The 20,542-nt window shown below is 66.7% G+C and carries 17 protein-coding genes and 1 tRNA gene; 11 read left to right on the top strand and 7 right to left on the bottom strand.

The genetic code is table 11. From position 1 onward, the window contains the following. Nucleotides 1-26: 26 nt before the first annotated feature. The 4 genes from HHL27_RS09490 to HHL27_RS09475 all read left to right on the top strand — a co-directional run bounded on the left by HHL27_RS09490 (nt 27) and on the right by HHL27_RS09475 (nt 3,553). The gene (locus HHL27_RS09490; RefSeq protein WP_169493158.1) at nt 27-974 is read left to right on the top strand and encodes an alpha-E domain-containing protein; all 948 of its coding nucleotides are present in this window, start codon (nt 27-29) and stop codon (nt 972-974) included. Between the two features lie 20 nt (nt 975-994). Next, on the top strand, nt 995-1,807 hold the full coding sequence (locus HHL27_RS09485; protein WP_169493157.1) for a transglutaminase family protein: 813 nt from the start codon (nt 995-997) through the stop codon (nt 1,805-1,807). Nucleotides 1,808-1,893: 86 nt separating this feature from the next. Continuing rightward, nucleotides 1,894-2,661 carry a proteasome-type protease gene (locus HHL27_RS09480; protein WP_169493156.1) on the top strand — a complete coding sequence of 256 codons (768 nt, stop codon included), beginning with the start codon at nt 1,894-1,896 and terminating at the stop codon, nt 2,659-2,661. Between the two features lie 271 nt (nt 2,662-2,932). Beyond that, entirely contained in the window at nt 2,933-3,553 is a 621-nt protein-coding gene (locus tag HHL27_RS09475; RefSeq protein ID WP_169493155.1) for a response regulator transcription factor, read from the top strand. Nucleotides 3,554-3,938: 385 nt separating this feature from the next. Here HHL27_RS09475 and HHL27_RS09470 read toward each other — a convergent pair whose 3' ends face one another. Beyond that, entirely contained in the window at nt 3,939-4,607 is a 669-nt protein-coding gene (locus HHL27_RS09470) for an extensin-like domain-containing protein (protein WP_169493154.1), read from the bottom strand. Between the two features lie 278 nt (nt 4,608-4,885). Between HHL27_RS09470 and HHL27_RS09465 the strand changes: the two genes are divergently transcribed. From HHL27_RS09465 to bdcA, 4 genes are all read left to right on the top strand, one after another. Continuing rightward, the gene (locus tag HHL27_RS09465; RefSeq protein WP_169493153.1) at nt 4,886-6,034 is read left to right on the top strand and encodes a phosphoserine transaminase; all 1,149 of its coding nucleotides are present in this window, start codon (nt 4,886-4,888) and stop codon (nt 6,032-6,034) included. 116 nt (nt 6,035-6,150) lie between these two features. Beyond that, nucleotides 6,151-7,737 carry a phosphoglycerate dehydrogenase gene (gene serA / locus HHL27_RS09460; protein WP_169493152.1) on the top strand — a complete coding sequence of 529 codons (1,587 nt, stop codon included), beginning with the start codon at nt 6,151-6,153 and terminating at the stop codon, nt 7,735-7,737. Nucleotides 7,738-7,809: 72 nt separating this feature from the next. Further along, nucleotides 7,810-8,940, top strand: a complete 1,131-nt coding sequence (locus HHL27_RS09455) for an ATP phosphoribosyltransferase regulatory subunit (protein ID WP_169493151.1) — start codon at nt 7,810-7,812, stop codon at nt 8,938-8,940. A 143-nt stretch (nt 8,941-9,083) separates the two neighbouring features. Then, the gene (gene bdcA / locus HHL27_RS09450) at nt 9,084-9,797 is read left to right on the top strand and encodes an SDR family oxidoreductase (protein ID WP_169493150.1); all 714 of its coding nucleotides are present in this window, start codon (nt 9,084-9,086) and stop codon (nt 9,795-9,797) included. 230 nt (nt 9,798-10,027) lie between these two features. On the opposite strand, the gene HHL27_RS09445 is transcribed toward bdcA, so the two are convergent. The 4 genes from HHL27_RS09445 to HHL27_RS09430 all read right to left on the bottom strand — a co-directional run bounded on the left by HHL27_RS09445 (nt 10,028) and on the right by HHL27_RS09430 (nt 16,476). Continuing rightward, on the bottom strand, nt 10,028-12,040 hold the full coding sequence (locus tag HHL27_RS09445; RefSeq protein ID WP_169493149.1) for a serine hydrolase domain-containing protein: 2,013 nt from the start codon (nt 12,038-12,040) through the stop codon (nt 10,028-10,030). 88 nt (nt 12,041-12,128) lie between these two features. Further along, nucleotides 12,129-12,995 carry a helix-turn-helix domain-containing protein gene (locus tag HHL27_RS09440; protein ID WP_169493148.1) on the bottom strand — a complete coding sequence of 289 codons (867 nt, stop codon included), beginning with the start codon at nt 12,993-12,995 and terminating at the stop codon, nt 12,129-12,131. A gap of 23 nt (nt 12,996-13,018) precedes the next feature. Continuing rightward, entirely contained in the window at nt 13,019-14,260 is a 1,242-nt protein-coding gene (locus HHL27_RS09435) for a cytochrome P450 (protein WP_206069485.1), read from the bottom strand. Then, the gene (locus HHL27_RS09430; RefSeq protein WP_169493147.1) at nt 14,260-16,476 is read right to left on the bottom strand and encodes a TonB-dependent receptor; all 2,217 of its coding nucleotides are present in this window, start codon (nt 16,474-16,476) and stop codon (nt 14,260-14,262) included. The genes HHL27_RS09435 and HHL27_RS09430 overlap by 1 nt, the downstream gene beginning before the upstream one ends. A gap of 298 nt (nt 16,477-16,774) precedes the next feature. Between HHL27_RS09430 and HHL27_RS09425 the strand changes: the two genes are divergently transcribed. From HHL27_RS09425 to HHL27_RS09415, 3 genes are all read left to right on the top strand, one after another. Next, nucleotides 16,775-18,064, top strand: a complete 1,290-nt coding sequence (locus HHL27_RS09425; RefSeq protein ID WP_169493146.1) for an adenylosuccinate synthase — start codon at nt 16,775-16,777, stop codon at nt 18,062-18,064. A gap of 1 nt (nt 18,065) precedes the next feature. After that, a complete protein-coding gene (locus HHL27_RS09420) occupies nt 18,066-18,605 on the top strand; it encodes a L,D-transpeptidase family protein (RefSeq protein ID WP_420874039.1) in 540 nt (179 codons plus the stop codon). 83 nt (nt 18,606-18,688) lie between these two features. Beyond that, nucleotides 18,689-19,759 carry a winged helix DNA-binding protein gene (locus HHL27_RS09415; RefSeq protein ID WP_240959598.1) on the top strand — a complete coding sequence of 357 codons (1,071 nt, stop codon included), beginning with the start codon at nt 18,689-18,691 and terminating at the stop codon, nt 19,757-19,759. Between the two features lie 86 nt (nt 19,760-19,845). On the opposite strand, the gene HHL27_RS09410 is transcribed toward HHL27_RS09415, so the two are convergent. Both HHL27_RS09410 and HHL27_RS09405 read right to left on the bottom strand, forming a co-directional pair. Further along, nucleotides 19,846-19,921: transfer RNA gene (locus tag HHL27_RS09410), tRNA-Val, on the bottom strand. Nucleotides 19,922-20,077: 156 nt separating this feature from the next. Continuing rightward, a complete protein-coding gene (locus HHL27_RS09405) occupies nt 20,078-20,527 on the bottom strand; it encodes a PaaI family thioesterase (RefSeq protein ID WP_169493145.1) in 450 nt (149 codons plus the stop codon). Between the last annotated feature and the right edge of the window lie 15 nt (nt 20,528-20,542).

The raw sequence follows: 20,542 nt of genomic DNA, 5'->3' as shown, positions 1-20,542 counted from the left end.
CTCGAGGGCATGCCCAAGGACACGCGATGCTAGGCAGATCCGCAAACGGCATTTTCTGGCTGTTCCGCTACCTCGAACGGGCGGAGAACACCGCGCGCCTGATCGAGGCCGGTTTCCGCATGGCGCTCACCCGCGATACCCGCGATGCGCAGGACGAATGGCGCTCGGTGATCGTCACGCTGGGCTTGCAGGGCGCGTACGAGGCGAAGTTCGGGCTCGATTACGCAGGCCCGCAGGTGTTCAACTTCGTGCTGCGCGACAAGGACAATCCCGGCAACGTCCTCGCCATGGTGGAAGGCGCGCGGCAGAATGCGCGCATGGTCCGCACCGGCATCACGCGCGAGGTGTGGGAGACCGTCAACGAAAGCTGGATGCGGCTCAAGGAACTGCTCGCCCGCCCGGTGACGGATGCGCGGCTCGGCCTCGTCATCGACACCATCCGCCGCCAGTCGACCGAAGTACGCGGCGCGATGGAAGGCACCATGCTGCGCAACGACATCTACAACTTCGCGCGCATGGGCACCTTCATCGAACGCGCCGACAACACCGCGCGCATCCTCGACGTGAAGTACTACGTGCTCCTGCCCTCGCTGTCCTATGTGGGCTCCAGCCTCGACAACGTGCAGTGGGAGAACGTGCTGCGCTCGCTCGCCGGGGAACGCGCCTATCGCTGGCTCAACGCCGGCCGGATGGAAGCGCGCGGCATTGCCGAATTCCTGATCCTCGACGGGCGTTTCCCGCGCAGCCTGGCGTTCTGCTATGGCAAGCTGCAATCCAACCTTGCGCATCTGGCTCGGGAATACGGCGCGCACACGCCGGCGCACGATATCCTCAACGCCGCCGCCGCGCGGCTGCAGGGCATCACCATTGAATCGATCTTCGAACAGGGCCTGCACCAGTTCATCGGCGATTTCATCGCCACGAACAGCCGCCTTGGCGCGCAGATCCAGCGCGATTACCGGTTCACAGAATAGGCCACGGGGGGAAGGCCGCCATGCGCATCGCCATCGAGCACACCACGCACTACCATTTTTCGCCCGGCATCCAGAACGGGTTGCAGCGGCTGCGCCTGACCCCGCGCAACAGCCAGGGCCAGAGCGTGATCGAATGGGCGGTCCATTTCGAAGGCGCGCGCGTCCAGCTCGAATACGACGATCACAACGCCAACCGCGTCACCCTGATCAGCTTCGAGCCGGGCACGCGCGAAGTCTCGATCCGCTGCGAAGGGGTCGTCGAAACGTCCGACCAGTCGGGCATCGTCGGGCGCACGGCGGGCTACCTGCCGCGCTGGCACTTCCTTGAGCCGACTCCGCTCACCCAGGTCGGGCCCAAGGTGCGCGCGCTGGTCGCGCGGCTTGCGCCGGGCGCCGACATGCTGGCCCGGCTCCATGCGCTGTCCGATCTCGTGGCCGACGCGGTGACCTATGAACTCGGCCATACCGACGCCGCGAGCACGGCCGAGGCAGTGCTCGCCGCAGGGCACGGCGTGTGCCAGGACCACGCCCACGTGTTCATCGCCGCCGCGCGCGCGATCGGCGTGCCGGCGCGCTATGTCTCGGGCTACCTGCTGATGGACGATCGCATCGATCAGGATGCCGGGCACGCCTGGGCCGAAGCCGAGGTGGAAGGGCTGGGCTGGGTCGGTTTCGACATCTCCAACCGCATCTGCCCCGATGCGCGCTACGTCCGCGTCGCCTCGGGCGCGGACTATCGCGATGCGGCCCCGGTTACCGGCATACGCGTGGGCAGCAGCGACGAGACGATGCACGTCAGGCTTGCGGTGCAGCAGCAGCGTGTGGAACAGTAAGACCGATCGGTGACAAAGCGCAGGGGCCGGGTTGACTCAGCGGCCCCTGTCGGACGATCGGCGACAGGGGAAAGCCGGGGAAGACAATGACGTATTGCGTGGGCATGGTGCTCGACAAGGGCCTCGTCCTGATGAGCGACACCCGCACCAACTCGGGCGTCGACAACATCTCGGTGTTCCGCAAGATGCATTCCTGGCAGGTGCCGGGCGAACGCATCATCACGATCATGACCGCCGGCAACCTCGCCACCACGCAGGCCGTGATCAGCCAGCTCGAAGAACGCAACAAGGCACCCAGCGAACGGCGCCCGTCCATCCTCGAGGCGCCCACCATGTTCCAGGTGGCCACCCAGGTCGGCCGCCTGCTGCGCGACGTGATCGAAGGGCGGCAGGATTCGGGCATGCAGTCCGAAGGGCCGCGCTTCACCGCCTCGATGATCGTCGCCGGGCAGATCCGCGACATGGAGCCGCGGCTGTTCCTGATCTATCCCGAAGGCAACTTCATCGAGGCCAGCTTCGACACGCCCTTCTTCCAGATTGGCGAGACCAAGTACGGCCGCCCTATCCTGCTGCGCGGCTACGATCCGGGGATGAGCTTCGAGAACGCGGTCAAGCTGATGATGGTCAGCTTCGATTCGACGCTGGCCGCGAACCTGTCGGTCGGGCTGCCGCTCGACCTGATGGTGATCGAGCGGGATCGGTTCGAACCGTTGCACCAGAAGCGCATCCTGGCGAGCGATCCCTACTTCAAATCGATCTCTTCCAGCTGGAGCGAAGCCTTGCGCAAGGCGTTCCATTCGCTGCCCGACTACACCTTCGATGATGAGGCGGCCTCGATCAGAACTATCGAGTAAGTAGAAAGCCTTAGGATAACCTCTGAGGCGAGTTTGGTAAGGGGCGAACCATACTTGGTAACTGCGATGAGACGCGCCAAGGCGCATATCCGCGGTCATGGAACACGACCTTCACCCTCGAACGCAAACGATCGCCGGGAACAAAATCCGATCCGGATATAATGCGGCTAAGGGAAAGCCTGTAGCAGCGTCCGAAAGGGCCACCATTTCGTTTCGGAACGAAGCTTTCGTCGATGGCGCTGCGTCTTCGGACGGCGTCTTACTTCCCGGCATGGTCGAACGTGTCACACTCCACATCCTCGATGGCGATAGTGCGCGACGCGCGCAACTCGCCCGTCTCGCTTTCGCAGCGGGGCATCATGCCGAAATCTACGCCAACGCGGAGGAGCTGCTCTCCCACGCGCCGTCGAACGGCCTGGTGCTGGCGCACGACGAACCGACAGGGCAGGGCATCGCCACGCTCATCGCGGCGATGATGCGCGCCGGGCACTGGCTGCCGGTGATCGCCGTGGCTGAAACGCCCGAAACCCACGCGGTCGTCACCGCGATCAAGGCGGGCGCGCTCGATTACCTCGCCGTGCCGCAGCAGATCGGCCCGCTCAACGAAGCCATCGCCCACGCCACCAAGGAAGCGGAAACGCACCGCGCCCAGCGCGCCCGCGCCGCCGAAGCGCGCCAGCGCATCGCCCGCCTCAGCTTGCGCGAACGCGAAGTGCTCGATCGCCTGGCCGAAGGGTGCAGCAACAAGGCGATCGCCCGCGATCTCGATATCAGTCCGCGTACCGTGGAAATCCACCGCATGAAGATGATGGGCAAGCTCGGCGCCCGCCATGCGGCAGAAGCGGTTCGCCTGCGCATCGAGGCGGCCGGCCTCGGAGACGTCGCGGCGTGACGACAGGGGGCATCAAGGCCGTATCGCAAAGCCGGTAACGCCCAGGAGGGATTGGGGCGCGGCAGGCGCACAGGGGGTGCGCAACGGCCAGGATCGACCATTCGCCACGCCGCGGCCATTCCATCTTCCTGCCGACCGCGCGCACCTTGCGCGCCCCGCTGGACAGGCTGGATATACCTGAGACCACGTTGCCCCCCGCGGTCTCATCGAGCGGGCCGCCCGGATCGTCAGCCGGGCGGCCCGCCTTCGTTTCGGGCTTCTGCATTCTTGGTCGCCCGGGTGGAGCATCTGACAGGCGCGCCGCGCCCATCGCTGCGCCGATGTATCCCCTTTCAAGCTCCATTCTCGTCGGGATGCCAGGGCAGCGCGGCTTTCTCCTTGCCGATCAGCGGCAGAAGCTGCGCGTGCCGCCCACTTCCAGGTGCAGGTGATCGTGGTGGGCCGCGTTGTAGTCCGGGCTCAGCACGGTGCCGAATCGCTTGCAGCCGCTGTCGCGGACGGTGCGCAGGAAGGCGCGGATTTGTGGTGAATCGCTGTTCCAGTCGCGCATCACGTTGATCCGCCGTCCGTCCGCTAACACAAATCCGCCGACGTCGATGGCATTGGCGGTGGCGTGGGCGGACATCCGGCTTGTGCCCGCCACCGTACGGCAGCTGTAGCTGCCCATCGTCTCGATGCGGACAAGCGGGCTGCCCAGGATCTGCCGCGCGGCGCGGTCCACGCCAAAGCGCGCCCAGCCCGAAAGCGTGTTGGCCGCCGTGCAGGTCACCGGGCCAAGGTTCGAAAGCTGCAGCCGCGAATCGTCGCTGCGCAGCCAGTTCAGCCGCACCGCGCCCAGCGTCGAACAACCCGCGCCGTAATACTGGTCGGGCAGGGGGGTGAAAGCGGCTTCGCTGCGGCCAAGGTTGGCAAGGCACTGCCGCTCGTCCGGGCGCGGCGCGATGGTGTCCACGGTCGTGCGCGTCGGGCGGCGCGGCGGCGCCTCGGGCGCGCCGACGCAGCCGGCCAGCAGCGTGGCAACAGAAAGCGCGGCCAGGGCAAGGGCGCGGGTCATGCAGCCGACTTTCGGCCCGGATGGTTAACGATTGGTGAGCGTCGCGACGAGCCGTGCATGACGATTCGCTGTCCTCCCCGGCGCCGCCTGTCACCGTCCTTGCGCCGCATGAAAATAAATCTGCGGCAGGGCGAAGCCACGGCCTTCCGCGGTTTTGGCGCCTGACCCGCGTAGAATCGCACAAGGGGCCGTGATTGACAACGCAGGGATCGCCGCTAGGGCGGCCGACGGGCCACGCGGTCCCAACGCCGCGCGTGCTCTCTGCAAGGAGAGACTACATGACTGAGCTTCCCGCCGCCAAGCCGGCCAATACGCCTGCACGTCCGTTCTTTTCGTCCGGACCCTGCGCCAAGCCGCCCGGCTACGCTCCCGAAAAACTCGCCACCGAATCGCTCGGCCGCTCGCACCGCGCCAAGATCGGCAAGTCGCGCCTGCAGTACTGCATCGATCTGATGCGCGAAGTGCTCCAGCTGCCCGATACGCACCGCATCGGCATCGTGCCCGGCTCGGACACCGGCGCCTTCGAAATGGCGATGTGGACGATGCTCGGCGCGCGCCCGGTCACCACGCTGGCCTGGGAATCGTTCGGTGAAGGTTGGGTCACCGATGCCGCGAAGCAGCTGAAGCTCGATCCCACGATCCTGCGCGCCGACTATGGCCAGATCGCCGATCTGAACGCGATCGACTGGTCGAACGACGTGCTGTTCACCTGGAACGGCACCACGTCCGGCGTGCGCGTGCCCAATGCCGACTTCATCCCGGCGGACCGCGAAGGCCTCAGCTTTGCCGACGCCACTTCGGCGGTCTTCGCCTACGACATCGACTGGTCGAAGATCGACGTCGCCACCTTCTCCTGGCAGAAGGTGCTGGGCGGCGAAGGCGGCCATGGCGTGCTGATCCTCGGCCCCCGCGCGGTCGAACGGCTCGAAACCTACACCCCCGCCTGGCCGCTGCCCAAGGTGTTCCGCCTCGTTTCCAAGGGCAAGCTGGCCGAAGGCGTGTTCAAGGGCGAAACGATCAACACCCCCTCGATGCTCGCGGTCGAAGACGCGATCTTCGCGCTCGAATGGGCCAAGGGCCTGGGCGGGCTGAAGGGCTTGCAGGCGCGCAGCGATGCCAACGCCGCCGCGCTCAACAAGATCGTCGAAGAGCGTTCGTGGCTCTCGCACCTTGCCTCCGACGAAGCGACCCGGTCGAAGACCTCGGTCTGCCTCTCGGTCGAAGGCGCCGATGCCGACTTCATCAAGAAGTTCGCCGCCCTGCTCGAAAAGGAAGGGGCCGCCTACGACATTGCCGGATACCGCGATGCCCCGGCGGGCCTGCGCATCTGGTGCGGCGCGACCGTGAACGCCGAAGACATCGAGGCGCTCGGTCCCTGGCTCGACTGGGCCTACGCCGAAACCAAGGCCGCGCTCGCCGCTGCCTGATTTCCTGTACCACTTGGCGTCACCCCGGCCTTGAGCCGGGGTCCCGCTTCGTTTTCTCGCCCGCGCAAACAAGCGGGATCCCGGGGCAAGCCCGGGGTGACGAAGGACATAAAGACATGACCAAGCCCAAGGTTCTCATTTCCGACAAGATGGATCCCAACGCCGCCCGCATCTTCACCGAGATGGGCTGCGACGTCGACGTGATCACCGGCGAAACGCCCGAACAGCTGGCCGCGCGCATCGGCGAATACGATGGCCTTGCCATCCGTTCGTCGACCAAGGTCACCAAGGAAATCCTCGCCGCCGCCAAGAACCTCAAGGTGATCGGCCGCGCCGGCATCGGTGTCGACAACGTCGATATCCCGGCGGCTTCGGCACAGGGCGTGGTGGTGATGAACACCCCGTTCGGCAACTCGATCACCACCGCCGAACACGCCATCGCCATGATCTTCGCCCTCGCGCGCCAGATCCCCGAAGCCAACGCGCAGACCCAGGCGGGGCTGTGGCCGAAGAACGGCTTCATGGGCGTTGAAGTCACCGGCAAGACGCTGGGCCTGATCGGCGCGGGCAACATCGGCTCGATCGTTGCTACCCGCGCGCTGGGCCTCAAGATGAAGGTCGTCGCCTACGATCCGTTCCTCACCCCCGAACGCGCGATCGAGATGGGCGTCGAAAAGGCCGATCTCGACACGCTGCTGGCCAAGGCCGACTTCATCACGCTGCACACCCCGCTGACGGCGGAAACGCGCAACATCCTCAGCCGCGAAAACATCGCCAAGACCAAGAAGGGCGTGCGCATCGTCAACTGCGCGCGTGGCGGCCTGATCGATGAAGCCGCACTGAAGGATGCGCTCGATTCGGGCCAGGTGGCCGGCGCCGCGCTCGACGTGTTCGAAACCGAACCCGCCAAGGCCTCGCCGCTGTTCGGCACGCCCAACTTCATCTGCACGCCGCACCTCGGCGCATCGACCACCGAAGCGCAGGTCAACGTCGCGCTGCAGGTGGCAGAGCAGATGGCCGAATACCTCACCACCGGCGGCGTGACCAACGCGCTCAACATGCCGAGCCTGTCGGCCGAGGAAGCGCCCAAGCTCAAGCCGTACATGGCGCTGGCTGAAAAGCTCGGCAAGCTGGTTGGCCAGCTGGCGCACGACAACCTGACCAAGATCGCGATCGAGGTCGAAGGCGCCGCCGCGCAGCTCAACCAGAAGCCGATCACCGCCGCGGTGCTCGCCGGGCTGATGAGCCAGTATTCGCAGTCGGTGAACATGGTCAACGCGCCGTTCCTCGCCAAGGAGCGCGGGCTGGACGTGCGCGAAGTGCGCCATGACCGCGAAGGCGAATACCGCACGCTGGTGCGCGTCACCGTTGGCACCGCAGCGGGCGACCGCTCGGTTGCGGGTACGCTGTTCGGCAACGGCCAGCCGCGCCTTGTCGAAATCTTCGGCATCGGCATCGAAGCCGATCTCGACGGCGACATGCTGTATATCGTCAACAGCGACGCACCGGGCTTCATCGGCCGCATCGGTACGCTGCTGGGTCAGGCGGGTATCAACATCGGCACCTTCCACCTCGGCCGCCGCAACGCCGGTGGCGAAGCGGTGCTGCTGCTCTCGCTCGATAGCCCCGTCCCGGCCGACGTGCTCAAGCAGGCGTGCGAGATCGAGGGCGTCCGCACGGTCAAGGCGCTCAAGTTCGTCTGACGGACGCCATGCTCCGACCCGTTCGCTTCGCCTTCGACTTTGGCGGGGCGAGCGGGTAGGGGGCGAATCGCGATGACCGACGATACCGACCTGCTGCCCGAGGGGCTCGAGGACCGCCTGCCGCGTGAAGCGGCGACGACGACGCGTGCGATGCGCAGCATCCAGGACGTGATGCACGGCCATGGCTACGACCGCGTGCTGCCGCCGATGATCGAGTTCGAAAAGAGCCTCGCATCGCGGATGGCAGGCATCCAGAGCAGGCGCATGTTCCGCTTCGTCGATCCGTCGAGCCTGCGGATGATGGCGCTGCGCAGCGACTTCACCCCGCAGATCGGCCGGATCGCGCAAGGCCGGCTGGCAGGCGCGGCGCGGCCGTTGCGGTTGATGTACGCAGGCCAGGTGCTGACGATCAAGGGCGACGGGCTCGACCCGGCGCGCGAGAAGCTGCAGTGCGGGGCCGAACTGATCGGCGCCGACAACGTGGCGGCGGCCATCGAGATCCTGATCGTGGCGATCGAGGCGCTGCAGGCGGCGGGCGCCCGCAGCGTCAGCGTCGATTTCACGCTGCCCGATCTGGTCGATACGCTGGCGGCCAAGGCCTTCCCGCTCGAACCCGGCGCGATCGAGGCGGTGCGGCGCGAGCTGGATACCAAGGATGCCGGCGGCCTGCGCGATGCAGGTGGTGAAGCGTACGTTCCGCTGATCTACGCGACCGGGGATTTCGACGGCGCGATCGAAAAGCTGGCCGCCATCGATGCCGGTGGCGCACTGGCCAGCCGCATCGCCGCGCTGCGTGAAATCGCCGCCGCCATCGCTCCGACCGGTGCGCGGCTGACGCTCGATCCCAGCGAACGCCACGGCTTCGAATACCAGAGCTGGTTCGGCTTCACGCTCTACGCCGAAGGCGTGCGCGGGCTGCTGGGGCGCGGCGGCACCTACCGCATCGCCGGCGCGAATGCGGGGGGAGAGGGCGAAGTCGCGACAGGCTTTTCGCTCTATCCCGATGCGCTGATCGACCTGATCGCGCAGAGCGAGCCGCTTTCCGACAAGGTGTTCCTGCCGCTGGGCCACGACCGCGAAGTGGCCGCCCGGCTGCGCAGCATCGGCTGGCGCACGGCAGCCGCATTGAGCGAGGGCGACAGCGCCGTATCGCTCGGTTGCAGCCACACGCTCGATGGCGGAGAGGTCGTGGCGCTGGCCTGAGCATCCCAGCGGCCTGAAACTTTTCGATTTACCTGTAGGGTTTGGCGGCAATTGTCGCACTGGTGCGATGGGGGATGCGGGTGCATCTCTGTCGCAACCGGTGGCTATCGGGCTGCCGACGATCGAAACAGGGGATTGAAATCATGACCGACCTTGCAGGCAAGACCGTCCTCGTGCTGGGCGGAAGCCGGGGCATCGGCGCCGCCATCGTCCGCCGCTTTGTTGCGGGCGGCGCCAAAGTATCCTTCACGTATTCGGGCTCCGAAGCCGCTGCGCTTGCCATAGCGGCAGAGACCGGTGCCGAGGCGATAAAGACCGACAGCGCAGATCGCGATGCGCTGGTCGCCACCGTCGCCGGTGCGGGCGCGCTTGACGTGATCGTGATCAACGCCGGTATCGCTCTGATGGGCGATCCGCTGACGCTCGATCCCGACGCGGTCGACCGGATGATCGACATCAACGTCCGCGCACCGTATCACGCCGCGGTCGAGGCGGCGCGGAAGATGAACGACGGCGGCCGGATCATCGTGATCGGATCGGTCAATGGCGACCGCATCCCGTTTCCCGGCGTTACCGCCTACACCATGACCAAGTCGGCGATGCAGGGCATGGTCCGGGGCCTGGCCCGCGATTTCGGCCCGCGCGGCATTACCGTGAACGTGATCCAGCCGGGGCCGACAGACAGCGACATGAACCCCGCCGACGGTCCGATGGCTGACCTTATGCACACCACGATGGCCATCAAGCGCCACGCCCGCGCCGACGAGATCGCCGAATACGCGGCTTATCTCGCAGGGCCGCACGCGGCGATGATCACCGGCGCGCTGCAGACCATCGACGGCGGATTCGGCGCCTGATGCGGGGCCTGATTCGGGGCCGCCTAAATCGGCCAAGTTGACGAAGTTGACAGACTTCAAAGAGCAAAGTCACCGATTGCCCCTGCCTGGCACATGCTGGCAGGGCAATCGGCGCAAATGCGTGGGTCAGGACCCGGGCAACAGGGTTGTAACGACCTTACGCACTGTAGGACAGAAGGTGGAGGGGCGTTGGTGATGCATCATGCATACGCAATGCCGCTTTGGAGCGCCTAGCCGGTCGTTTCGAGCAGGACATATTCGCGCTGCGGATCCTGCAGGACCAATGCGCGCTTGCCATCGCGGGTGGTGGCGAGAAATTCGAAGCCGCTGGCGCCCGGCGAGATCGTGGCGAGGCTGGTCGAGCCATCGGCGTTCTTCTTGAGCGCGAGGTCCGACCAGATCGATGTGGCACGCGCGTGGAGCACGCCGTCGGCATAGGTGACGGTGAGGGGGCCCAATTCGCGGTTGGCGTAGTTGCCGACATAGCGGCGCGCTTCTTCCGGCGAGACGTTGCGATCGAGCTGGCTGCGGTTCTTTTCAACCCAGAGATCGGCCTGCCGGGCGGCAACGGCGACCTGTTGGGCGGCCTTCGGCGCGCCGTCGTAGAGCAGCTCGATCATGCGGCGGCTGGCCGCCTTGGTCAGATCGTAGCCCATTTCGGAATTGGTAAGGACGACGATGCCCACCTGGGCCGAAGGGACGGCGAACCAGTCGGACTTGTAGCCGAACATGCTGCCGCCGTGGTGGATGACCGAGACGCCCGACATGATCGAATCCTCGAGCCCCATGCCGTACCACTGCTGATCGGCCACGGGCACGTTGTGGACGCGGCGGGCGAGCAGGTTGGTGGCCGAGACGAGGCGCTTGCCATTGGGCAGGCGGCCCTGGTCGAGTTCATCGAGCACGTAGCGCGCCATGTCATGCGCCGAGGACCATGCGCCACCGGCGGGGCGATAGGGCACGACGGTATCGTTGAACTTCATGTCGATCAGCGCGACCTTGCCGTCGATGTCGAGATCGTAGGGCCGCGCCCAGTTGCCCGCCGTGGCGACGGTGTTGCTCAACGTCGTGTCGCGCATGCCGAGCGGGGTGAAGATGCGGTCCTGCATCGCCTTGTCGTAGGCGGCGCCGAGTTCCTTGCCCGGTGCGATCAGGCGGGCGCCGAGATAGCCCGCCGCGCTGGCCATCAGGTTGTTGTACTGGAAGACTTCGCCGAAGCCGCTGGTGGGCTGCGAGGCGGCCAGCTGGTCGAACGTGGCGGTCGCCGGGGTGGAGGGGCTTGTGTTGAACAGCCATTCCATGTCGCGCCGGGGCAGGCCGGTGCAGGCGCATACGAGATGCTTGACCAGCACCTTGCGGGTGGTCGCGTCATCGCCGAGGCGGAATTCGGGCATGTAGCGGGTGACCGGCTGGTTCCAGTCAAGCTTGCCCTGATCGACCAGGGTGGCGAGCAGCAAGGTGGACATGCCCTTGGTGTTCGAGGCGATCATGAACAGGGTGTCGGCATCGACCGGCGTGCCGGTGGCGAGGTCCTTCACCCCGAGGCCGCCTTCGTAGACGATCTTGCCATGATCGACCACGGCGAGGCCGATGCCGGGGATCTTGAGCTGCTGCATGGCGGACAGGACAAAGCGCTTGAGCGCTTCGACCCTTGTCGCATCGAAGCGGTGGGCGGCCTTGCCGGCAAAGCTTTCGGACGTGAAACCCGCCGGCTTGAGCGTGTCGCTGGCGACGCGCAGCTGGGCGTTGCGCTTGGCGAGCGTAGCCAGCGCGCCTTCGATCGCGACCACGGTGTAGCTGGTGCCCTTGCGCAGTACGATCGCCTGCGCGATCGCCTTTTCGGCGGGCGGCACGTCAAACCCGGTGACAGCGGCATCGTCCCACCCTTCGCGCGGGGGCAGGGGCTGGGTAAGGTCGATCGCACGCGAAAAACCGGGGCGCGCCAGCGCGAAGGCCTGCATTGCGGCATCATCGGCATTGCGCGCGCTGGCGATGGGGACGATCACCGCCGAGGCATCGCCTTCGGGCGCGACGAAGCGGACGAGCTGGCCTTCGCGCTTCTGGCTCCAGCCTTCGGGCGGGACGATGGTGGCCCCCGTGCCGACGGGGATGGCGGTGGCGCCGGGAACGGGCGTGGCTGGTGCGGCCGGCTCTGCCCGCGCGGCGACGGCCGGCGCAAGGGTGGCAAGCGGGAGCGCGAGGCCCGCCAGCAAGGTGCGAACGCGCATCGACCGGGTGTTCATCGGGAAGCCCCCTTCCAGCAGAGCGACGATCCTGCTCTGCCATCGGCCGCTTGGCAAGCGGGCTGGCCGGTGGCGCGTGCCGCCCCGTTCAGCCCAGCGATTGCTGGCGCCAGGCGGCGGGGGTGACACCGGTGAAGGTGCGGAAGGCGCGGGTCAGGTGGCTTTGGCTGGCAAAGCCGAGCTGGTCGGAAATCTGCGCGATGGTGAGGTCGGTGGTGACGAGCAGATCCTGCGCGCGTTCGAGCCGGGCCTTCATCACGAACTGGTGCGGGGTGAGGTTGGTGGCGCGCTTGAACACACGGCAGAAGTGCGACGGGGTAAGGCCGGCGATGGCGGCGAGCGCTTCGATGGGGTGATCGTCCCCCGGCTGGGCCAGCACTGTGTTCATCACGCCGTGGAGGCGATGGGCGGAAAACTCCGAAGTGGGGATCGCGGTATCGTTGGCGGCGAGGGGGCCGCGCAGCATATGCGCGGTGAGCGCATCGACCAGCGTGGACACGTAGACCTTACGCGCATCGTCCTGCGGGGCGTAGATTTCGGCCAGGATCTGGCGGGTGAGGGCAACGCCCAGCGGATCGGAGAAGGCGAAGCGCAAGGCGCGGAACTGGTCTGCCGCCGGCACGCCCTGCAGATCGCGCGAGGCGATGGAGAGCGTGACGACGTCGAGCTCTCCATCGACCAGCCAGCCACTGGGGCGACCCGAGGGCAGGATGGTGGCGCAGCCGGGGATCGAGCTGGTCTCGCTCCAGCCGTGCTGCAGGCGGGTGCGGACCTGCGGCTTTCCGGCGATGTGGACGACGAAGGTGGGATCGGGCAGCGCGGGCAGTTCATAAGTACCGACGAACTGGCGCCAGCGCGACAGCCGCCAGGAATTGTCGCGCGCGCCGATCTGCACGTCGGCGCCGCGCCCCAGCGCATCGGCGATGATCTGTTCGTTGGTCCAGCTCTCTCCCATGTCCTGTCCTTTGCCGCCGGGCTTCAGCCGGGGGTGAGCACGACGTCGAGGTTCTTCAGCCCGTTGAGGAAGTTCGAGCGGAAGCGCCGCGACGGGCCGGTGACATCGAAGGATTTCACCCGATCCGCCAGGATGTCAAACGCGACGCGCAGCTGCATTTCGGCGAGGCGGGACCCCACGCAGACGTGTTGGCCGAAGCCGAAGCCGAGGTGCGGGTTCCTGGTGCGGGCGATGTCGAACCGGTCGGCGTGGTCGAACACGTCTTCATCGCGGTTGGCGGCGGCATACCACAGCACCACCTTGTCGCCCCTGGCGATGGCCTTGCCGCCCAGCTCGGTGTCCGCAGTCGCGGTGCGGCGCATGTGCAGCACGGGGCTGGCCCAGCGGACCATTTCGGGCGCGGCGGTCTTGAGCAGGCTGCGATCGTTGCGCAGGGCCTGCCACTGGCCGGGGTTGTCGCTGAAGGCGCGGACCGAGTGCGACAGTGAATTGCGCGTGGTCTCGTTCGCGCCGACCAGCACGAGGATCATGTTGCCGAGGAAATCGCGGAAGCTCGCCGGCTCGCCGCCCACCTCCATCGTCGCCAGCAAGGTGGCGATGTCGTGGCCCGGCGCGGCACGGCGGGCTTCGAACAGTTCGGCGGCGAAGGCTCCGAATTCCTCGAAGGTCGCCGCCATGGCCTCGGGGCTCTGGCGGAACTCGGGGTCGTCCTCGCCGACGAAGGCGTTGGTCCAGTGGTAGAGCTTGTCCCACATGTCGGGCGAGAGGCCGAGCAGCTCGCACAGCGTGAGCAGCGGCAGCGGGGCCGAGAGCAGGGGCACCAGATCGATCTGTTCGCCCAGCGGGATCGCGTCGATCAACCGGGTGGCGCGTTCGCGGATGCGCGCCTCGATATCGCCGAGGCGGGCGGGCGAGACGGCGGGCATGATGTGCTTGCGGTATTGCGTGTGGGTGGGCGGATCGCGCGAGATGAAGGGAATGCCGATCGCGCTTTCGCCCGCGCCGGTCAGTCCCACCTCGTTTTCGTTGAAGATGCGGTGGCCGCCGTTTTCATAGGCCGAGGAGAACAGGCCCGGGTTCTTCGACACCGTGACGATATCGGCGTGGCGGGTCAGCGCCCAGAAGCCGGCCCCGTCGCTTTCAGGGTTCCAGTGGACCGGATCTTCGCGGCGCAGGGCCGCGAAGAGGTCCCACGGGACCCCGGCTTCGTAAAGCGCGGGATCCCGAAGGTCGGTCGACAGGTCGGCTTCGATGGGGAGAGACATCAGAAATCGACCCGGACCGAGCCGCCGAAGGTGCGCGGCAGGGCTGGCACGAGGAAGTTGTAGGGGAAGCCCGCCCCGCGCAGATCAAGCCCGTAGACATAGGTGCGCGCGTTGAAGAGGTTGTTGACGTAGCCCTTCACGGTGAAGCGCCCGGTCTTGAACGCGGCGGTGACATTCACCTTGGCATAGCCGTCCTGCGCCAGTTCGGCGTTGTTCTGGGCAGAGCCGGTGGCGTTCACCGCGTTGAACGGCGAGAAGTACTGCTTCGAGAAGTAGGCGACGCTGGGCGAGATGGTGAGCTTGCCCGCGCTGCCGTCGTAGGGCGTGATGTCGGCCCCGGCCTGGATCGTCCAGGTCGGCGCGAAGGGCAGGCGGTTGCCATCGAGCACGGTGTTCTGCAGCGTCAACTGCTTGTAGCGGGCGTGGAGGTAGCCCAGCGAGGCGTTGAGGCTGAGCATGGGCGAAACCTTGGCGCTGGCTTCGATTTCACCGCCATAGACTTCGGACTTGGGCGCGTTGACCAGGAACGAGACCGGGCCGGGGCGCGTATCCTGCACCTGCTGGTTCTTGTAATCGTAGTAGAATGCCGCGCCCGACAGCGTGAGCATGCCCGCGATGCGGCCCTTGGCACCCAGTTCGAAGGCGTTGACCTTTTCGGGATTGATGTAGGTGATCCCCACCGACGAGGTGTAGCCGCCGCCGTTGAACGCACCCGAGCGGTAGCCGCGGTTGTAGCTCGCATAGACCAGCGCGCCGCCGTCGGTTTTGTAGGACAGCGCGACGCGGCCGGTGAGCGCGTTGTTCTGCCCCTTGAGGTTGAAGCGTGCGGCGGGATCGTAGGGGCAGGTGCCGGGCGGGGTTGCGCAAGGCACCGTGGTGGCGAGCGGGGTGTCGGGTCCGTCAAAGCCACCGGCGTAGAGGTAGGCGTAGCCGTCCTTGTAGGTGGCGCGGTCCCAGGTGTAGCGCGCGCCGAGGGTGAGGGTGAGCGAACGGGCCAATTCGACGTCGCCTTGCGCGAACAGCGCGGTGGACGAGCGGCGCTGGTTGTAGTGCTGGAAGAAGCCGCCGTCGACGCCGGGGGCGAGCGCACTGCCGATGGCGAAGCGGTTGTCGGTGACGACGCGGTCCCAGCCATAGAAGGCGCCGGCGACGAGCGAGAGGCCGTTGCCGCTGTAGTTGAAGCGCGCTTCTTCGCTGAACTGGTCGTAGTCCGACTTCCAGCGGATCTGCAGGATGTCGAGCGGGCTGCCGTCGGCCGCCTGGTCGAGATCCTGCTTGCCGCCATCGCGCGAGGTGATCGAGGTGAAGGTCAGCTTGTCGCTGATTTCATAGGCGATGTTGGCCGAAACGCCCCAGGCGTCGGTGTTGGCGCGGCCGATGCGGTTTTCGTTGGTTTCGAAGAAGCCGAGTCCGGCGCGCGAAGGCAGGAAGCCGTGGACGGCGGTGCCGGTGCCACGATCGCGCCCGCCATAGGCCTTGAGCTTGATGTCCAGCGCGCCGTCGCCGGGCTTGATGCGCAGCATGGCGCGGCCCTGCAGCGTATCCTGCGCGTAGGGATCACGCGCGCCGGGGGCGACGTTCTTCATCTGGCCATCGCCGTTGACGAGGTTGCCGGCAAGGCGCAGGCCGACGTGGTCTTCGACCACCGTGGTTTCGAGCGCGGCCTGCGCGGTCCAGGTGTTGAAGCGGCCATAGCCGACTTCGCCATAGCCTTCGTTGCCCGAGAGCGAGGGGGTGCGAGTGATGAAGTTGATCGCGCCGCCGGTGGTGTTGCGGCCGAACAGCGTGCCCTGGGGGCCGCGCAGCACTTCGACGCGATCGAGATCGAACAGGCCCATGCCGTGCGCGGTGCGGTTGGCGAGGTAGACGTCATCGAGATAGACGCCGACGGGCGAAGCCTGGTTCGAGTTGTATTCGTTGGCGACCGAAATGCCGCGCAGCGAGAAGTTCGGCTGGGTCGAGCCATAGGGGCTGCTGATCTGCAGGTTGGGCACCGCCGACTGCAGGTTGGCCGAATTGGTGATGCCCTTGGACGCAAGGCTGTCTCCACCCACGGCCGAGATCGCGATCGGCACGTCGAGCAGCGACTGTTCGCGGCGCTGTGCGGTGACGACGATCACGCCTTCATCGGCGGCGTCGGTGGCTTCCTGCGCCAGGGCGGGCAACGGGCTGAGCACGCTGGCCAGCAGCAAAGCGCGCGAAAGGGTCTTGTTCATGCAATCCTCCCCATGTCGGGCCGGACAACTCCGGCGTTCTCTTGGGGGCAGAGATAGAGGCAAGGGCCGCGCAGGGCTTTAGCCAGGGTCGCGGGGCTTTTTGCACAATCTTGCTGTCTGTCAGTGCGCCGCGAAGCCGCCGGGCGCCACTGCCCCCTTGACCCTCTCGCCATGCCACCCTAGGGCGCGCACCGCACATCGGGTGCGCCGCTTCGCGTGCCCTTTATCCCGTCCGCTACGCCGAGACCTGTCGAAGGGCGTTTCTGGATCCACCTTGGCAGGGTGGAGGAGTATATTCATGGCCAGCGTTACCGTGATCGGCGCCCAGTGGGGCGATGAGGGCAAGGGCAAGATCGTCGACTGGCTGGCAAGCCGCGCCGACGCCGTGGTCCGCTTCCAGGGCGGCCACAATGCCGGCCACACGCTGGTGGTGGGCGAACAGGTCTACAAGCTGAGCCTGCTGCCTTCGGGCATCGTCACCGGCACGCTGTCGATCATCGGCAACGGCGTGGTGCTCGATCCCTGGGCGCTGAAGGCCGAGTTCGACAAGCTCACCGCCCAAGGCGTGACGATCACCACAGAAAACTTCGCCATTGCCGACAACTGCCCGCTGATCCTGCCGTTGCACCGTGATCTGGACGGTCTGCGCGAACAGGCGGCGGGTTCGGGCAAGATCGGCACGACCGGGCGCGGCATCGGCCCGGCTTACGAGGACAAGGTCGGCCGCCGCGCGATCCGCGTGTGCGACCTGGCGCACCTCGATGCGCTGGACAGCCAGCTCGACCGCCTGTGCGCCCACCACGATGCGCTGCGCGCGGGCTTCGGCCAGCCGCCGGTCGACCGCGCGGCGCTGCTGGCCGAGCTGGCCGAGATCGCGCCGTTCGTGCTGCAGTTCGCCCAGCCGGTGTGGAAGCGGCTGAACAAGGTGCGCAAGGCAGGTGCACGCATCCTGTTCGAAGGCGCGCAGGGCGTGCTGCTCGATGTCGACCACGGCACCTATCCGTTCGTCACCAGCTCAAACACGGTATCGGGCACGGCGGCATCGGGTTCGGGGCTCGGCCCCAACGCCACCGGCTTCGTGCTGGGCATCGTCAAGGCCTATACCACCCGTGTCGGGTCAGGCCCGTTCCCGACCGAGCTGGAGGACGAAACCGGCCAGCGCCTTGGCGAACGCGGCCACGAATTCGGCACCGTGACCGGGCGCAAGCGCCGCTGCGGCTGGTTCGATGCGGTGCTGACGCGCCAATCGTGCGCGATTTCTGGCGTGACCGGCATTGCGCTCACCAAGCTCGACGTGCTCGACGGGTTCGACAAGGTGAAGATCTGCACCGGCTACCGCCTGCGCGGAAAGGTGCTCGACTACTTCCCGAGCCACGCCGCCGACCAGGCCGCGGTCGAGCCGATCTACGAGGAAATGGACGGCTGGCAGGGCACCACCGCCGGGGCGCGTTCGTGGGCCGACCTGCCGGCACAGGCGATCAAGTACATCCAGCGCGTGCAGGAACTGATCGAAACGCCGGTCGCGCTGGTTTCGACCAGCCCCGAGCGCGAGGACACCATCCTCGTGCGCGATCCCTTCGTCGACTGACATGGCACTGCGCCGCCCGTTCCGGACCGGAGCGATGGCGGCGCTGCTGCTGTTCGCCGTGTCTTCGCCGGCCATGGCGGCGGGCGATGTGCCACAAGCCTCGGCCGAGGAGGATGGCCCCGTTGCCGCCTCGGTGCTGGTCGAAAAGGCGGCGCGGCGGCTGACGCTGTTCGACGAAAGCGGCGTCCCCTTGCGCGTCTATACCGGCATCGCGCTCGGCGGCGCGCCCGTTGGGGCCAAGCGCTTTGAAGGCGATCGGCGTACGCCCGAGGGGCGCTATGTGATCGACTGGGGCAATCCGGGCAGCGCCTACCACCTGTCGCTGCACATTTCCTATCCCGATTCGGACGATGTGGCGCGGGCGCGATCGGCGGGCCGAAGCGCAGGGGGCCTGATCTTTATTCATGGCCAACCAAACGGCTACGGAATGACACGTATAAAAGGCGACTGGACGGACGGCTGCATTGCCTTAAGCAACGAAGAAATAGAGGAAATCTGGGGTCTGGTGGCCGATGGCACCCCGATCGAGATTCGACCTTGATCCATTCTGGAAGCATTGCCGATTGAACGCCCGCTGTCGTTCCCGTGTTGTTCGCTCAGGAATGTTACGGAGGCACTGAGTTAATGGGGCAATCGGCCGCACCGTTCGATCATCGGCCCGGCGGCTCTGGCGGCGCCGAACGGAGAGGCGGTGCCCTGGCAGTCTCGATCTTCGCCGACCGAGGCTATCTTCGCGCCGAAATGGCGGAAGATGCGGCGGCGGCTGGCTTGCGCGTGGCGCAGACCGGATCGCTCGACGTGGTGCTGGGGTGCGGGGACAACGGGCCCGAAGCAGGCGTGATCGCATCGGCCGAACTGGTGCTGGTGGATTGCCCGATGGCCGAAGCGGCGCAACTGGCGGCGCTGGCCCGGCTGGACAGGGATGCGGCGCGGACCGGCGCGGCGCTGGTGGTATCGACCAGCATGGGCTCGCTCGACGACGTGTTCGGCTGCCTTGACCAGTCGGATGCGCAGATCCTCGTTTCGCCGAGCCGTGCCGAGCGGATGATCGCACTGGGGCAGGTGATGGCGCGCAGCGGATCGCGGGTGCGCGAACTGTCGGAGGAAGACCGGCTGTCGCTGCTGCGGCTGACCGACCAGGTGACGCAGATCGCGCAGAAGCTGGAGGCGCTGTCTTCCGGGCAGAACGTGCTTTCGCCCGATGCCTCGGCCTTCCGTTTCGACGGCACGGCCAGCAACGATCTGGGCGACGAGCAGATCGACCGGTCGGGCGAGCGGGCGCTTGATCGTGGTGCCGACCGTTCGGGCGACCGGCTGGTGCGCCCGCCGCGCCCGCCGATGCCCGATCCGCGGCTGGTGCGCCGGATCATCCGCCACCGCCAGGCGCGTGCGCGGTTCCTGCCGCCCGACCTGTTCGCCGATCCCGCCTGGGACATGCTGCTCGACCTGACCGCCGCGCGCGAAGAACACACGCGGGTGTCGGTCACTTCGCTGTGCATCGCATCGGGCGTGCCGCCCACCACCGCACTGCGCTGGATCGGCCAGATGACCGAGGCCGGGCTGCTGCAGCGGCTTGAGGACGAAACCGACCGGCGCCGCGCGTTCATCACCCTGACCGAAAAGGCGGCCGACGCGATCGCGCGCTATTTCGTGGAGATCGCGACACCGGCAGCGTCGGCGGCGCTGGTGGTGTAGCACGCTGGGTTATCAGGGCGGGTTGTCGGGAAGGGACGCGGAGGTCTTGCTGACCAGCGCCGGCGCGGAAATGCGCCATCGGCGCGTGGTGGGCGGTGACGGGCTCGAACCGCCGACCCTCTCGGTGTAAACGAGATGCTCTACCAACTGAGCTAACCGCCCGGATCCCCGGAAGGCGCGCTATTGCGCGGGTTATCGGGAATAGTCAATGCCCGCCATGTCCGCGCTGAAAGCTTGATCGAGGCGGCCGGCTTTTCCGGTGCCGCAACGCCATCCTTCGGTAGGCGGGCGATGCTGTCCCCCGCGTGATACGATGGATCAGGTGGTCCCGAACACCATCAGCGTCGAGGTCGCCGTGGCACATATCCGGCCCTGGTCATCGGTCAGGGTCGCCTCGGCGAAGGCTACACGCTTGCCGATCGAAATTGTGCGTCCCTCGGCGCGGACCCGGCCGGATTGCGCGGACAGTCCACGCAGGTAGGAGACCTTGAGTTCCAGCGTCGTGAAGCTCTGGTCCGCGTCAAGGTGGGCATGCACCGCACAGCCGCAGGCGGTGTCCAGAATTGTCGCTGCATAGCCGCCGTGGACCGATCCCATCGGATTGAGCATCGTCGCCTTGGGCTCTCCTTCGAAAACGGCGCGGCCGGGTTCGATTTCGACCAGCGTGAAGTCCATGAGCTCGATCATGGGAGGACGCGTTCCGGCGGCCAGGAAAGACTGAAGCAGGGCAAGGCCGCTCATATCGCGGGTGTCCGGGGCGGTGGTCATCGGCTTGGTCCTCCA

This window comes from Novosphingobium olei (assembly GCF_012927405.1).
Lineage (GTDB): Bacteria > Pseudomonadota > Alphaproteobacteria > Sphingomonadales > Sphingomonadaceae > Novosphingobium > Novosphingobium olei.
The sequence above is the reverse complement of the archived record's forward strand: the minus strand, read 5'-3'. Positions and strand labels throughout refer to the sequence as shown.

Bases quoted from the DNA above. Each gene is read 5' to 3' on its own strand.
- HHL27_RS09490 (WP_169493158.1), top strand. From the start codon at position 27: ATGCTAGGCAGATCCGCAAACGGCATTTTCTGGCTGTTCCGCTACCTC.
- HHL27_RS09485 (WP_169493157.1), top strand. From the start codon at position 995: ATGCGCATCGCCATCGAGCACACCACGCACTACCATTTTTCGCCCGGC.
- HHL27_RS09480 (WP_169493156.1), top strand. From the start codon at position 1,894: ATGACGTATTGCGTGGGCATGGTGCTCGACAAGGGCCTCGTCCTGATG.
- HHL27_RS09475 (WP_169493155.1), top strand. From the start codon at position 2,933: ATGGTCGAACGTGTCACACTCCACATCCTCGATGGCGATAGTGCGCGA.
- HHL27_RS09470 (WP_169493154.1), bottom strand. From the start codon at position 4,607: ATGACCCGCGCCCTTGCCCTGGCCGCGCTTTCTGTTGCCACGCTGCTG.
- HHL27_RS09465 (WP_169493153.1), top strand. From the start codon at position 4,886: ATGACTGAGCTTCCCGCCGCCAAGCCGGCCAATACGCCTGCACGTCCG.
- serA (WP_169493152.1), top strand. From the start codon at position 6,151: ATGACCAAGCCCAAGGTTCTCATTTCCGACAAGATGGATCCCAACGCC.
- HHL27_RS09455 (WP_169493151.1), top strand. From the start codon at position 7,810: ATGACCGACGATACCGACCTGCTGCCCGAGGGGCTCGAGGACCGCCTG.
- bdcA (WP_169493150.1), top strand. From the start codon at position 9,084: ATGACCGACCTTGCAGGCAAGACCGTCCTCGTGCTGGGCGGAAGCCGG.
- HHL27_RS09445 (WP_169493149.1), bottom strand. From the start codon at position 12,040: ATGAACACCCGGTCGATGCGCGTTCGCACCTTGCTGGCGGGCCTCGCG.
- HHL27_RS09440 (WP_169493148.1), bottom strand. From the start codon at position 12,995: ATGGGAGAGAGCTGGACCAACGAACAGATCATCGCCGATGCGCTGGGG.
- HHL27_RS09435 (WP_206069485.1), bottom strand. From the start codon at position 14,260: ATGTCTCTCCCCATCGAAGCCGACCTGTCGACCGACCTTCGGGATCCC.
- HHL27_RS09430 (WP_169493147.1), bottom strand. From the start codon at position 16,476: ATGAACAAGACCCTTTCGCGCGCTTTGCTGCTGGCCAGCGTGCTCAGC.
- HHL27_RS09425 (WP_169493146.1), top strand. From the start codon at position 16,775: ATGGCCAGCGTTACCGTGATCGGCGCCCAGTGGGGCGATGAGGGCAAG.
- HHL27_RS09420 (WP_420874039.1), top strand. From the start codon at position 18,066: ATGGCACTGCGCCGCCCGTTCCGGACCGGAGCGATGGCGGCGCTGCTG.
- HHL27_RS09415 (WP_240959598.1), top strand. From the start codon at position 18,689: ATGGGGCAATCGGCCGCACCGTTCGATCATCGGCCCGGCGGCTCTGGC.
- HHL27_RS09405 (WP_169493145.1), bottom strand. From the start codon at position 20,527: ATGACCACCGCCCCGGACACCCGCGATATGAGCGGCCTTGCCCTGCTT.